Here is a 13,127-nt window from a genome sequence, read left to right as displayed (position 1 = left end):
TCGTTTAGCGGAAAGACAACTAATCCTAGCCTTTATATGGAAGAAAAAATAGAAGATAAAGTAAAAGTGTTTATGGATGAGGTGATTTCCAGAAATGGACATGAGCCCGAATTCATCCAAGCCGTGCAAGAGGTAGCCGAAACAGTGATACCTTATATTGTTCAGCACGACATTTATCATGGTAAAAACATTCTGTTGAGAATGGTGGAGCCAGAGCGATTGATTTCGTTTCGTGTGGCTTGGGTTGATGATAACGGAGAAATCCACGTCAACCGTGGCTACCGTATTCAAATGAACTCAGCCATTGGACCGTACAAAGGAGGTCTGCGCTTTCACCCTACCGTAAATGCAAGCGTGCTTAAGTTCCTGGCTTTTGAGCAGGTGTTCAAAAATAGTTTGACCACTCTTCCCATGGGAGGTGGTAAAGGAGGTTCCGATTTTGACCCGAAAGGTAAATCCGACGACGAGATCATGCGTTTTTGCCATGCGTTTATGACGGAGCTATGCCGACACATTGGTCCTAACACGGATATTCCCGCAGGAGATATCGGTGTAGGTGCCCGTGAAATTGGTTTCCTTTTTGGGATGTACAAGAAAATACGAAATGAATTCACCGGGGTATTGACCGGTAAAGGTCTTTCTTGGGGAGGTTCGTTGATTCGTCCCGAGGCAACAGGTTACGGAACCGTATACTTTGCCGATAGCATGCTAAAAACCAAGAACGAAACCTTTGAAGGCAAGAAAGTTGTGATTTCAGGTTCGGGTAACGTGGCCCAATATGCTGCAGAAAAAGTATTGCATTTGGGAGGAATTGTCCTAACGCTTTCCGATTCTGGAGGTTACATTTACGACAAGGACGGTATCAACGAGGAGAAATTGGCTTTTGTGATGGACCTGAAGAACAACAAACGAGGTAGAATCTCCGAGTATGTTGATAAATATCCATCCGCAGAATTCCATAAAGGAGAAACACCTTGGAAAGTGGCCTGCGATATCGCATTGCCATGTGCTACCCAAAATGAACTGAACGGAGACGACGCTAAAACTTTGATCAAAAATGGATGTATCGCGGTGGCCGAAGGAGCCAACATGCCCTCAACGCCCGAAGCCATACATGCGTTCCACGATGCGGAGATTTTGTTCGCGCCTGGTAAAGCATCCAACGCGGGTGGTGTGGCCACTTCTGGATTGGAGATGAGCCAGAACTCGTTGCGAATCAGCTGGACCAGGGAAGAGGTGGACAAGCGATTGAAAGGAATCATGTCCGACATTCATGATGCCTGTGTACAATACGGACAAGAGGAAAATGGATACTGTAATTACGTAAAAGGAGCGAACATTGCCGGCTTTGTAAAAGTGGCCGATGCCATGTTGGCCCAAGGCGTGATTTAAATATAAACCATCGCGAATGGTTTTTGGTTGGCAGTTACCGGAAGGAGTGGTTACATTTACACTTCTGGTAACTGCTTTTTTATTGGCCCATGCAAATCACAACAAAAGCCATCGTACTTTCCACCCTAAAATATGGGGACACCAGTCTCATTGTTCGTGCATTCACACAATCGGACGGTGTAAAGTCGTATTTGCTCAAAGGGGTGCTAGCCTCCAAAAAAGCAAAGATTCGAGCGGCTTATTTTATGCCTTTGACACAACTGGAAATTGTGGCCAACCACAGGAACAAAGGCAGCTTGGAAAGTTTGCGCGATGTTAAGGTTTCGGTGCCTTATCGCACTATGCATACCGATGTGGTGAAAAACAGTGTGGTGCTTTTTTTGGCGGAAATGCTCGGTAATAGCATCCAGGAACAGGAGCAGGACGAAGGCCTTTTCAATTATTTGGAATACGCTTTGCAATGGATGGACGTTCATCAGCTCTCGCCCAATTTTCATATTCTCTTTTTGCTGAATCTCACCAAATATTTGGGTTTTTATCCGGATACCTCAGACCAAAACTCGCCTTTTTTCGACCTTTTGGAGGGCAGCTTCTGCGAAACCCCTTCACTTAACCCCTTGATTCAGAATGAAAATCTGGAGCATTTCAAGAAGTTTTTGGGCACGAATTTTGATGCATTACAAAGAATACAACTAACTAAGTCAAACAGGCGGGAACTCTTGAAAACAATGATCCAGTATTACCGATTGCACGTGCATGGATTCCGCGAACCAAAGTCCCTCGCCGTATTAAATGCCGTTTTTTCGTAAAAATGCCACACCTAAAATCAACCTTTACCCTAGTTCTTTTCTTGTTCGCTCATATTTTTTATGCCCAAGACGTTACTGTGTTGGATGCCGATAATGGTGTTCCTGTGGACAATATTGCCATTTTCAATAAAGATCAGAGCAAATCGACTATAACCGATGTAGATGGAAAAGCCAACCTTGCCATTTTTGATTTAGATGAAAAGATTACCTTCAAGCATATCAGCTATCAGACGCACACTACAACAAAGGCCCAAATAGAACGTCGTGGTTATCGGGTTTACCTGAACTTAAAGACGGAGGAACTTCAAGAAGTGGTCATGTCCGTTTCCAAATGGGAACAGCAGAAAAAGGATATTCCTCAAAAGGTGGAGACCATCGATGCGCGTAACATTGCTTTTGGAACGCCTCAAACTTCTGCGGACCTCTTACAAAATAGCGGAAAAATCTTTGTGCAAAAGAGCCAATTGGGTGGAGGTAGCCCTATGATTCGGGGTTTTGCCACCAACCGTATTTTGCTTTCGGTAGATGGGGTTCGCATGAACAATGCCATTTTTAGGGGAGGGAATCTTCAAAATGTGATATCCATCGACCCTTTCACCATCAAAAAAACAGAGGTGACCTTTGGTCCCGGTTCCGTGATCTATGGTAGTGATGCCATTGGTGGCGTCATGAATTTTTATACCCAACAACCCCGTTTTTCCTTTACGGATAGTTTGGCTCTTTCAGGAAATATCGATTACCGCTATTCATCAGCCAATAACGAAAACACGGCGCATGTGGATTTTAATCTGGGTAAGGAAAAATGGGCTTCCTATACCAGTTTTACCTACAATAGTTTTGACGATTTAAAGATGGGCGAACATGGTCCCGACTCCTATTTGAGGCCCAATTATGTGGTACGACAGAATGGAACCGATGTGCTGGTGGCCAATGAGGACCCCAAAAAGCAGGTCAGTTCCGGCTATGATCAGGTCAATTTCCTTCAAAAGTTTACCTACAAGCCCAATAGCACTTGGAACTATGATTTGGGATTGTACTATTCCGAAACCTCTGATTATGATAGATATGACAGGTTGATTCGGCCAAGTAGGGATGGAGAGGGCCTTCGCTCGGCCGAGTGGTATTATGGCCCCCAAAAATGGTTTATGGGAAATTTTCAGGTAACCCGAAAAGGAAAGAACAAGTTTTATGATGGGGTCAAACTAACCACCGCCTATCAGTTTTTTGAGGAGAGCCGAAATGATAGGGGTTTTCAAGATCCAGAACTTTACTCAACAAAGGAAAAAGTGGATGCCTTGTCCGTTAACTTGGATTTTGAAAACAAAAAAATTGGAGCCCTCAATTTATATTATGGCGCCGAATACGTATTTAATAAGGTCAACTCCGTAGGAAGGGTTCGAAACATAGAAACCAACGAAGTACAGGAAACAGCATCCAGATATCCAGATGGGTCCACTTGGCAGACCTTGGCCGGTTACGTGAATGCAGAATACCGCCTAAAGCCCAATCTTTCCCTCTTATCCGGGGTACGCTATAGTCAGGTTTGGGTCGATGCCACTTTCGATACCACATTTTACCCATTTCCTTTTGATAAGGCGGATATTGTTACCGGTGCCTTAACTGGAAGTTTGGGTATGAGTTGGTTCCCGCGTGAAGATTTACAAGTAACTTTAAATGGATCTACCGGATTTAGGGCCCCGAATATTGACGATATTGGAAAAATCTTTGATTCCGAACCGGGTTCCGTGGTAGTCCCCAATCCCGATTTGGAGCCAGAGTATGCCTATAATGGTGAACTGGGACTCCGAAAAAACTTTAATAATATTTTGGTGCTGAAAGGCGCAGCCTATTATACCTATTTGGTGGATGCCTTGGTACGAAGGGATTTTTCCTTTGGCGGTCAAACCGAAATCGAATACAACGGCGAACCAAGCAATGTGCAGGCCATCCAAAATGCAGCCAAGGCCTATGTATATGGTTTTGAATTTGGATTGGAAGCCTTTTTCAATGAACACTTCTCGTTGGTTTCAAACCTTACTTTGACGGAAGGCGTGGAAGAGGATGACGACGGTACCGACAGCCCATCGCGACATGCCGCCCCTACCTTTGGGGACGTCCACTTAATTTGGGAAAATCAAAAATTGAAAGCCGATGTGTTTGTCAATTACAATGGAGAAATCAGCAATGATGATTTGGCCCTGTCTGAACAGAGCAAAACCTTTATTTACGCAAGTGATGCCAACGGAAACCCTTATTCACCATCTTGGTATACCCTTAATTTTAGATCGCAATACCGAATTACCAATGCCTTGAAAGCTTCCGTAAGTTTGGAAAACATGACCAACCAGCGATACCGGACCTATTCGTCTGGCATCGTTGCACCGGGAACCAACCTGATCTTGGGATTGGGTTACGTTTTCTGAAAAAATAAAGGCTCGGAAATCCCGAGCCTTCTTTCTTGAATTTTCTAAAAACTAGATGCTGTCAATGGCCTTTTTGGCTGCTTCTTTCATTTCTTCACCGGCTTTTTCGGCGGCATCCATGGTTTCTTCACCGGCTTTTTTCAGACTATCCAAGGCCTTTTCGCCCATTTCCTTGGCGTCTTCACCAGCTTTCTTCATGGCATCAGAAGTTTCTTTGGCAGCTTTTTCCAGGTCTTCACCTGCCTCTTCCAAGCTTTTGGCGGCTTCCTCTGAGGCCTTTTCAGCCTTGTCTTTGGTATCCTTACAAGACGTCATCACCGACATCGATACGGTTAATGCCATGGCGGCAATCAATACTTTTTTCATGTTACTAATGGTTATGTGTTAATAGAAAGGGAATATAAACAAATTAATGTAAAGCGGTGATTTGGTGCATATCATATTTAGGTTAAGGGAATTATGTGAATTCTAATGCCAAAAGGCAGGGCTTAATTCCACTTAAATTTATAATTTTGCAAACTTGAATTCTAGTAGAAGAAGCAGTTTATGAAGTTTGCGGAATATAAGGGATTGGATTTGCCAAAAGTATCGAAGGATATCCTTGACTTTTGGAAGGACAAAAAGATTTTTGAGAAGAGCGTTTCCACTAGGGAAGGCAAGGAGAGCTACGTCTTCTTTGAAGGGCCTCCATCCGCAAACGGGATGCCAGGTATCCACCACGTGATGGCACGCACCATTAAGGATATCTTTCCACGCTACAAGACCATGAAAGGATTTCAGGTGAAGAGAAAGGCCGGATGGGATACCCATGGCCTGCCTGTGGAAATCGGTGTGGAAAAAGAACTTGGTATTACCAAAGAAGATATCGGCACCAAAATATCCGTAGAGGACTATAATGCTGCTTGTAAAAAAGCGGTGATGCGCTACACGGATGTTTGGAACGAAATGACCGAGAAAGTAGGCTATTGGGTAGATATGGATGATCCCTATATCACCTACAAGTCCAAATACATGGAATCGGTATGGTGGTTGCTCAAACAGATATACGATAAAGGCCTTATCTACAAAGGCTACACCATTCAGCCCTACTCGCCCAAGGCGGGTACAGGTTTGAGTTCCCATGAGCTGAACCAGCCCGGGACCTATCAGGATGTGACGGATACCACGGTGACCGCACAGTTCAAGGCCAAAACCGATTCTTTGCCCGATTTCTTGAAAAAGGTTGAGGGAGATATTTACTTATTGGCCTGGACGACCACACCTTGGACACTTCCATCGAACACCGCATTGACCGTAGGCCCGAAGATTGAGTATGTGTTGGTACGGTCGTACAACCAATATACATTTGAGCCAATCAATGTAGTGCTGGCCAAAAACTTGGTGAATTATAACTTTTCCGGAAAGTTTACCCAAGTGGAAACAGAAGAGGAGTTGAAATCGTTCCAAGAAAGCGACAAAAAGATTCCTTATTTGGTCGGTGAAGCTTTTGTTGGGAAAGACTTGGTAGGTATCCAGTACGAACAGCTGATTGACTACGTACAGCCCTACCAAAACCCAGAAAACGCATTCAGGGTGATTTCCGGTGATTTCGTAACCACGGAAGACGGTACGGGAATCGTTCATACCGCGCCCACCTTTGGTGCAGATGATGCCTTGGTGGCAAAACAGGCCACGCCAGAGGTTCCTCCCATGTTGGTCTTGGACGAAAACGGTAACCCCGTTCCCTTGGTGGACCTTCAAGGGAAGTTTAGGCCAGAACTTCGGGAATTTGGAGGCAAGTACGTTAAGAACGAATACTACGATGAGGGCGAAGCTCCCGAAAAGTCGGTCGATGTTGAGATTGCCATCAAACTAAAAACAGAAAACAAGGCCTTTAAGGTCGAGAAATACGTGCACAGCTATCCCAATTGCTGGCGTACGGACAAACCGATATTGTACTACCCCTTGAACTCATGGTTTATTAAGGTAACCGATGTCAAGGACCGTATGTTCGAACTGAACCAATCCATCAACTGGAAGCCAAAATCCACAGGTGAGGGCCGTTTTGGCAACTGGTTGGCCAATGCCAACGATTGGAACCTTTCCCGCTCCAGGTATTGGGGCATTCCATTGCCGATTTGGAGAACAGAGGATGGCAAGGAGGAATTGATTGTTGGTTCCGTCGAAGAGTTGAAGTCAGAAATGGCCAAAGCAGTTGAGGCGGGAGTAATGGACAAGGATGTATTCGAGGATTTTGTGGTAGGTGATATGAGCGAGGAAAACTACGATAAGATCGACCTGCACAAGAATATTGTGGACGGTATCACGCTGGTTTCCCCGTCTGGGCAGCCCATGAAGCGGGAAGCCGACCTTATCGATGTATGGTTTGATAGTGGTTCCATGCCCTACGCACAATGGCACTATCCTTTCGAAAATAGGGAGCTTATTGATGATGGTGTAGCTTTCCCGGCCAATTTTATCGCCGAGGGAGTGGACCAGACCCGCGGATGGTTCTATACCCTACATGCCATAGCCACCATGGTTTTTGATAGCATAGCCTATAAGAATGTGGTCTCCAACGGACTTGTACTGGACAAGGAAGGCAAAAAAATGTCCAAGCGTTTGGGCAATGCGGTAGACCCTTTTGAGGTATTGCCAGAGCACGGACCGGATGCCACACGTTGGTACATGATTTCCAACGCCAACCCTTGGGACAACCTCAAGTTTGATATTGAAGGCGTAGTGGAGGTGAAGCGAAAGTTTTTTGGAACCCTGTACAACACCTACTCCTTTATGGCACTTTACGCCAATATTGATGAATTTGATTATTCAGAGCCCGATGTTCCATTAACCGAAAGACCTGAGATCGATCAGTGGATCTTGTCCGAGCTCCATACCTTGATAAAAAATGTGGATGAGGCTTACGGGGATTACGAGGCTACCCGTGCCGCCAGAATGATTTCTGATTGCGTTCAGGAAAACCTGAGCAACTGGTATGTGCGATTGAGCAGAAGACGTTTCTGGAAAGGTGATTATCAAAAAGATAAGATTTCGGCCTATCAAACGCTTTACACCTGTTTGACCACCGTTGCAAAGCTATCCGCTCCTATTGCTCCTTTCTTCATGGACCAATTGTATCGCGATTTGGATGCAACCACACAAAAAGAAGGTTTTGAAAGTGTGCATTTGGCCGAATTCCCAGTTTTTGATGCCAAAATGGTGAACAAGGATTTGGAGCGCAAAATGCAATTGGCGCAGAAAATCTCTTCCTTGGTGCTTTCTATCCGTCAAAAGGAAAAGATAAAAGTACGTCAACCACTTCAAAAAATTATGATTCCTGTGCTTGATGAAGAGCAAAGAAGGGATATCGAGGCCGTTTCCAATTTGGTAAAATCCGAAGTAAACGTGAAGGAGATAGCGATGTTGGACGATGCTTCTGGAGTGCTGGTAAAGCAAATTAAACCCAACTTTAAGGTATTGGGCCCGAAATTTGGTAAGGACATGAAAGCGATTGCAGCCCAAGTATCCGCCTTGGGCCAAGAGGATATCCAAAAAATGGAGCGCGAGGGAGAATTAATGCTACAGTTGGAAAATAAAACCGTTAATTTACAGTTAACCGATGTAGAGATCAGTTCCCAGGATATTGAAGGTTGGTTGGTGGCCAGCTCAGGCCCTTTGACCGTAGCATTGGACGTAACCATCGATGAAACCCTTAAAAAAGAAGGGATTGCAAGGGAATTGGTCAACCGTATCCAAAACTTGAGAAAAGAATCAGGTTTTGAAGTAACCGATAAAATTGACATTAAAATATTGAAAGACGGCCTAGTGGAAAATGCGGTTTCCAGTAATGTGGACTACATCAAAACGGAAACCCTGACCGCTGAGCTCAACTTTGAGGAAAAACTTGAAGAAGGTGTAGCAATCTCCTTTGATGAGGTGAACACAAAATTGTTTATTCAAAAACATTAAGAAAATGGCAGAAGAAGCAAAAGTAAGATACTCCGACAAAGACCTTGCCGAGTTCAGGGTCTTGATCGAGGAAAAAATGGAGAAGGCCAAAAAGCATTTGGAGCTTTTGAAAAGTTCTTACATGAACGATGGCAACAACGGTACCGACGACACCTCGCCTACCTTTAAGGCTTTTGAGGAAGGCTCCGAAACCATGAGCAAGGAAGCGAATACCCAATTGGCCATCCGCCAGGAAAAGTTTATCCGAGACCTTAAGAATGCCTTGTTGCGTATTGAGAACAAGACGTATGGTATTTGCCGAGTTACCGGAAAGCTCATTAACAAGGAGCGTTTGAAGCTTGTGCCGCATGCTACATTGAGCATCGAGGCGAAGAACATGCAGAAATAATCCAAACGCCTTCGGGCGTTTTTCTTTATGAGGGCGTTGTTGTTTTTGATGGTTTTTTTTACGCTCGTGACAGTTCACGCGCAAAAATTGGTAAGGAAAGCCTTTATCGGTCCCCGAACGGAGACCATTCAAATTGATGCCCAATACTGTTACCGAATCGACCTGAAAACCACCGATTCAGATGAGGTTCAGGTTTATGCAAGCATGGAAGGCGAGTATGCCAAAGACTTGCTTATTTCCATTGAACAAAGTGGCACCACTGCCATGATCAGTGCCGATTTTCAGCCACTTTTTACCAACCCCAATGACAAACTGAGCGCGCACAAAGTGGTTTCCATTGCCCTGGAAGTGACCGTGCCAGCGTATAAAAGCGTTGATGTATTCGGGACCAATACCAATTTGTACGCCTCTGGAGCATACCGCGAACTTAACGTTGCCCTTTCGGATGGGCGCTGCACCTTGGAAAACATTTCCGAATCCGTTCAAGTGACCACGCAAAAAGGGGATATTGTGCTTTCGACTGCGAGCGGGAATATTGTTGCGGAGAGTGTATATGGCAATCTAAGCAAGGAGTCGATTCCCTCGGGGGATAATCAATTTGTGCTGAAGACCATAGAAGGCGACATCATCCTCAAGAAAACAAAATAATATCCATATTTTTGCAATCCTTTTTAGTACAAGCATGAACCTGAAAAAGTCCCTTCTCATAATCTTTCTGATCCTTTTGGTGGACCAGATCAGTAAAATCTACATTAAGACCAGTTTTATTCTGGGCGAGGCCCATGAAGTGTTCAGTTGGTTCAAAATACTGTTTATTGAGAACGAAGGGGCAGCTTGGGGCACCAAATTGAGCGATCTATTACCTATTTCCGAAAGGGCGGGAAAATTGGTTTTGACCATATTCCGAATTTTTGCGGTTTTTGGCATCGGTTATTGGTTGTGGGATATCATTAAAAAGCAGTCACCGCGTACTTTAATTTTGGCGGTATCCTTGATTTTTGCCGGAGCTGTTGGAAATATTATAGACTCGGTATTCTACGGAATCATTTTTGACCACAGCAACGGACAAGTAGCGACCTTATTTGCAGAGGAACCCTACGGAAGCCTGTTCCATGGCAAAGTGGTGGACATGCTTTACTTTCCGCTGGTAGATACCACCTGGCCAGATTGGGTGCCTTCGTTGGGTGGAAGGAGTTTCCGCTTTTTCGAACCTGTTTTCAATATCGCGGACACGGCGATTAGCACAGGGGTGGGTATTTTGATTGTGTTCAACAAAAAGGCATTTCCGAAGCAGGAAGAAGAAAAAAAAGAGGATTCTGGTAATCAGAATGTGTAAATCCGTTCAGGGGTTACGCAATAATCCAATTTCACGTCATTTTCATGCACGTCCGTAATGGGCTCCTGTTCCGCTTCGAAGAGTGAAAGTCCTATTTTAATGGTTTCCTTGTGGCATTTCCTTAAAAACCCATCATAAAAACCAGCACCGTATCCCACACGGTTGCCCAAAGTGTCAAAAGCCATTAGCGGCACAAAAACCACATCAATCTTGTTTTCGGGGACCTCGATACCTTCCACAGGCTCAGGAACGCCCCAAGCACTTTTCTTTAGGGTAGTAGTATCGGTGAGTAAATAATTGGCCATGGCGGTCTTGCTCGCGACCTTAGGGACCACGATATTTTTATCTTTTCCTTGTAATAATGTAATCAGGGGCAAGGTGTCTACTTCCTTCTTTTCTTCGATACTCAGAAATATATGGAAATAAAAAAAATCCCAAATTGGGATTTGAAGGATATGATTGGTCAAAACCAAACTTAAATCGGAAGATTGCTCCGTTGAAAGTTCTGTTCTGAGGCGGTTGTATTTTTTTCTAAGTTCACTTTTCAACATCTAAATGATGCAGAATTTTGGGGTTCTTTTAGGGGAACGAAATTACTACTCTCCTTTTGTTGCCACGGAGAAGAAGATTTTGAAGAAAAGCATCAAAATCAAGTACATTCCCAAAACGATGATATAGTTTTCCATAGGATTGTATTTATATGGTTAAATGTAAGTAAAACAAATGGAAAGTTTACCATGAAATGCAGATTTTATCGATGAAATGCACAATTTTTAGCAACAGTTTAACAGATTGTTCCCTTAACTTAACATGGAATTATAGGTTTTCCATAGTTTTTTAGGGAAAAACCCTAGTTTTTTGTTTGAGGGAATATATGGGTTAACCTATTGGTTTTATGGAGTTTTGGGCCATCCGTCAGATCAGAATGTGCAAATATGAACTCAAAACAGGAATTGATCAAGTTTAACAATTATCACTGCAATTAAAATATAACTTTGTTAAAACGTCAAAAAAAGCTCATTTTACGGAACTCCTATGTCCAAATCGGCATCCTTACAAGTTCAATTAAGCGCCCTTCCCGATAATCCAGGCGTGTATCAGTTTTATGATGCCGATGGAAAGATATTGTATGTGGGGAAGGCCAAAAATTTGAAGAAGAGGGTATCCTCTTACTTCAACAAAAAACAGGACTATGGGAAAACCCGGGTGCTCGTCAAAAAAATCCGTTCCATAAAACACATTGTGGTGCCCACCGAGTCGGATGCGTTGTTGTTGGAGAACAACCTGATCAAAAAACTGTTGCCCCGCTACAATGTGCTGCTCAAGGACGATAAGTCCTACCCTTGGATATGTATCAAAAACGAACGGTTTCCCCGTGTCTTTTCCACACGCAAGCTCATCAAGGACGGCTCGGAATATTATGGCCCGTACACGAGCATGAAAACGGTACGTACCCTCTTGGACTTGGTGAAGAGCCTTTACCCGCTGCGCACCTGTAACTACGACCTGTCAGAAGAAAAAATAGAAGCTGGAAAATATAAGGTTTGTTTGGACTATCACTTGGGAAATTGCGCAGGACCGTGCGAAGGTCTGCAGAGTGAGAAAGACTATCACGATCAAATCGAAGCGATTCGGCAAATCATAAAAGGAAACTTTAAAAGCTCCATTCAAAACTTCAAGCAGCAAATGAAGTCATTTGCAGAGGAGATGGAGTTCGAAAAGGCGCAACGGGTCAAGGATAAAATCGATGTGCTGGAGAACTATCAAGCCAAATCCACCGTGGTCAACCCAAAGATCAACAATGTGGATGTGTTCTCCATTATTTCGGACAAGACCCATGCCTACATCAACTTTTTACAGATTTCGCATGGAGCTATTGTTCGATCGCACACCTTGGAAATCAAAAAGAAACTGGAAGAAACGGACGAAGAGTTGCTCCAATTGGCAATTACGGAAATCCGGCAGCGGTTCAAATCGCAATCCAAAGAGGTCTACCTCCCATTTGCTGTTACCGTAGAGGAAGATTTGAAGATCACGCTCCCAAAGTTGGGTGATAAACGCCGCATTCTGGACCTATCAGAGCGTAATGCCAGATACTACAGGCAGGATAGACTAAAACAAATCAAGATCACCGATCCGGACAGGCATACCAATCGGATCATGCAGCAGATGAAGGCGGATTTACGGTTATCCGAGGAACCTCGTCACATCGAATGCTTTGACAACTCCAATATACAGGGAAGCAACCCCGTAGCGGCCTGTGTAGTTTTTAAGGATGGCAAACCTTCGAAAAAGGATTATCGCCACTTCAATATCAAAAGCGTAGAAGGGCCGGACGATTTTGCCAGTATGGAAGAAGTGGTCTTCCGAAGGTACAAGCGATTGCTCAATGAGGAAGAACCCCTGCCGCAACTGATCGTGATTGATGGGGGCAAAGGGCAATTATCATCTGCCTTAAAAAGCTTGGAAGTATTAGGCTTAAGGGGGAAAATAGCCATTATCGGGATTGCGAAGCGACTGGAAGAAATTTATTTTCCGGACGACCCGGTTCCCTTGTATTTGGACAAAAGGTCGGAATCCCTCAAAATAATCCAACAGCTCCGAAACGAAGCGCACCGGTTTGGAATAACCCATCACCGGAACAAACGAAGCAAGGGTGCCATCAGCTCCGAATTGGTCAATATTGAAGGAATTGGTGAAAAAACGGCCGAGCAGTTGCTCAAGAGCTTTAAATCGGTCAAACGAATCAAGGAGGCAAGCATTGAAAAATTGACGGAAAGCGTTGGGGCATCCAAGGCAAAGAAAATCTATAAAACTTTTCACACCTAAAT

Annotated in this window: 10 protein-coding genes; 8 read left to right on the top strand and 2 right to left on the bottom strand. The window is 44.1% G+C overall.

Features of this window, described 5'->3' with window-relative positions:
* Positions 1–36: 36 nt before the first annotated feature.
* From gdhA to GGE08_RS01080, 3 genes are all read left to right on the top strand, one after another.
* Entirely contained in the window at positions 37–1,392 is a 1,356-nt protein-coding gene (gene gdhA, locus GGE08_RS01090) for an NADP-specific glutamate dehydrogenase (protein ID WP_218847484.1), read from the top strand.
* A gap of 89 nt (positions 1,393–1,481) precedes the next feature.
* On the top strand, positions 1,482–2,201 hold the full coding sequence (gene recO / locus GGE08_RS01085) for a DNA repair protein RecO (protein WP_179383072.1): 720 nt from the start codon (positions 1,482–1,484) through the stop codon (positions 2,199–2,201).
* 2 nt (positions 2,202–2,203) lie between these two features.
* Complete coding sequence (locus tag GGE08_RS01080; protein WP_179383071.1) at positions 2,204–4,624, top strand: TonB-dependent receptor; 2,421 nt, start codon at positions 2,204–2,206, stop codon at positions 4,622–4,624.
* A gap of 51 nt (positions 4,625–4,675) precedes the next feature.
* Here the strand turns inward: GGE08_RS01080 and GGE08_RS01075 are convergent, their stop codons facing one another.
* Positions 4,676–4,990: a hypothetical protein gene (locus GGE08_RS01075; RefSeq protein ID WP_179383070.1), complete on the bottom strand. Its 315-nt coding sequence runs from the start codon at positions 4,988–4,990 to the stop codon at positions 4,676–4,678.
* 180 nt (positions 4,991–5,170) lie between these two features.
* Here GGE08_RS01075 and ileS point away from each other — a divergent pair, with 180 nt between their 5' ends.
* The 4 genes from ileS to GGE08_RS01055 all read left to right on the top strand — a co-directional run bounded on the left by ileS (position 5,171) and on the right by GGE08_RS01055 (position 10,296).
* Positions 5,171–8,572: an isoleucine--tRNA ligase gene (gene ileS, locus GGE08_RS01070; protein WP_179383069.1), complete on the top strand. Its 3,402-nt coding sequence runs from the start codon at positions 5,171–5,173 to the stop codon at positions 8,570–8,572.
* Between the two features lie 4 nt (positions 8,573–8,576).
* A complete protein-coding gene (locus GGE08_RS01065; RefSeq protein WP_179383068.1) occupies positions 8,577–8,960 on the top strand; it encodes a TraR/DksA family transcriptional regulator in 384 nt (127 codons plus the stop codon).
* An 87-nt stretch (positions 8,961–9,047) separates the two neighbouring features.
* Entirely contained in the window at positions 9,048–9,608 is a 561-nt protein-coding gene (locus GGE08_RS01060) for a hypothetical protein (RefSeq protein ID WP_257023928.1), read from the top strand.
* Between the two features lie 34 nt (positions 9,609–9,642).
* Positions 9,643–10,296: a lipoprotein signal peptidase gene (locus GGE08_RS01055; RefSeq protein WP_179383066.1), complete on the top strand. Its 654-nt coding sequence runs from the start codon at positions 9,643–9,645 to the stop codon at positions 10,294–10,296.
* Here GGE08_RS01055 and GGE08_RS01050 read toward each other — a convergent pair.
* The gene (locus GGE08_RS01050; protein WP_179383065.1) at positions 10,284–10,847 is read right to left on the bottom strand and encodes a 5-formyltetrahydrofolate cyclo-ligase; all 564 of its coding nucleotides are present in this window, start codon (positions 10,845–10,847) and stop codon (positions 10,284–10,286) included. The two genes, GGE08_RS01055 and GGE08_RS01050, sit on opposite strands and share 13 nt — an antisense overlap.
* 484 nt (positions 10,848–11,331) lie before the next feature.
* On the opposite strand from GGE08_RS01050, the gene uvrC reads away from it, so the two are divergent.
* Positions 11,332–13,125, top strand: a complete 1,794-nt coding sequence (uvrC, locus tag GGE08_RS01045) for an excinuclease ABC subunit UvrC (protein ID WP_179383064.1) — start codon at positions 11,332–11,334, stop codon at positions 13,123–13,125.
* Positions 13,126–13,127 lie beyond the last annotated feature (2 nt).

Origin of the sequence: Allomuricauda sp. ARW1Y1 (assembly GCF_013407935.1) — a bacterium.
In the GTDB taxonomy this organism is placed as follows: domain Bacteria; phylum Bacteroidota; class Bacteroidia; order Flavobacteriales; family Flavobacteriaceae; genus Flagellimonas.
The sequence above is the reverse complement of the archived record's forward strand: the minus strand, read 5'-3'. Positions and strand labels throughout refer to the sequence as shown.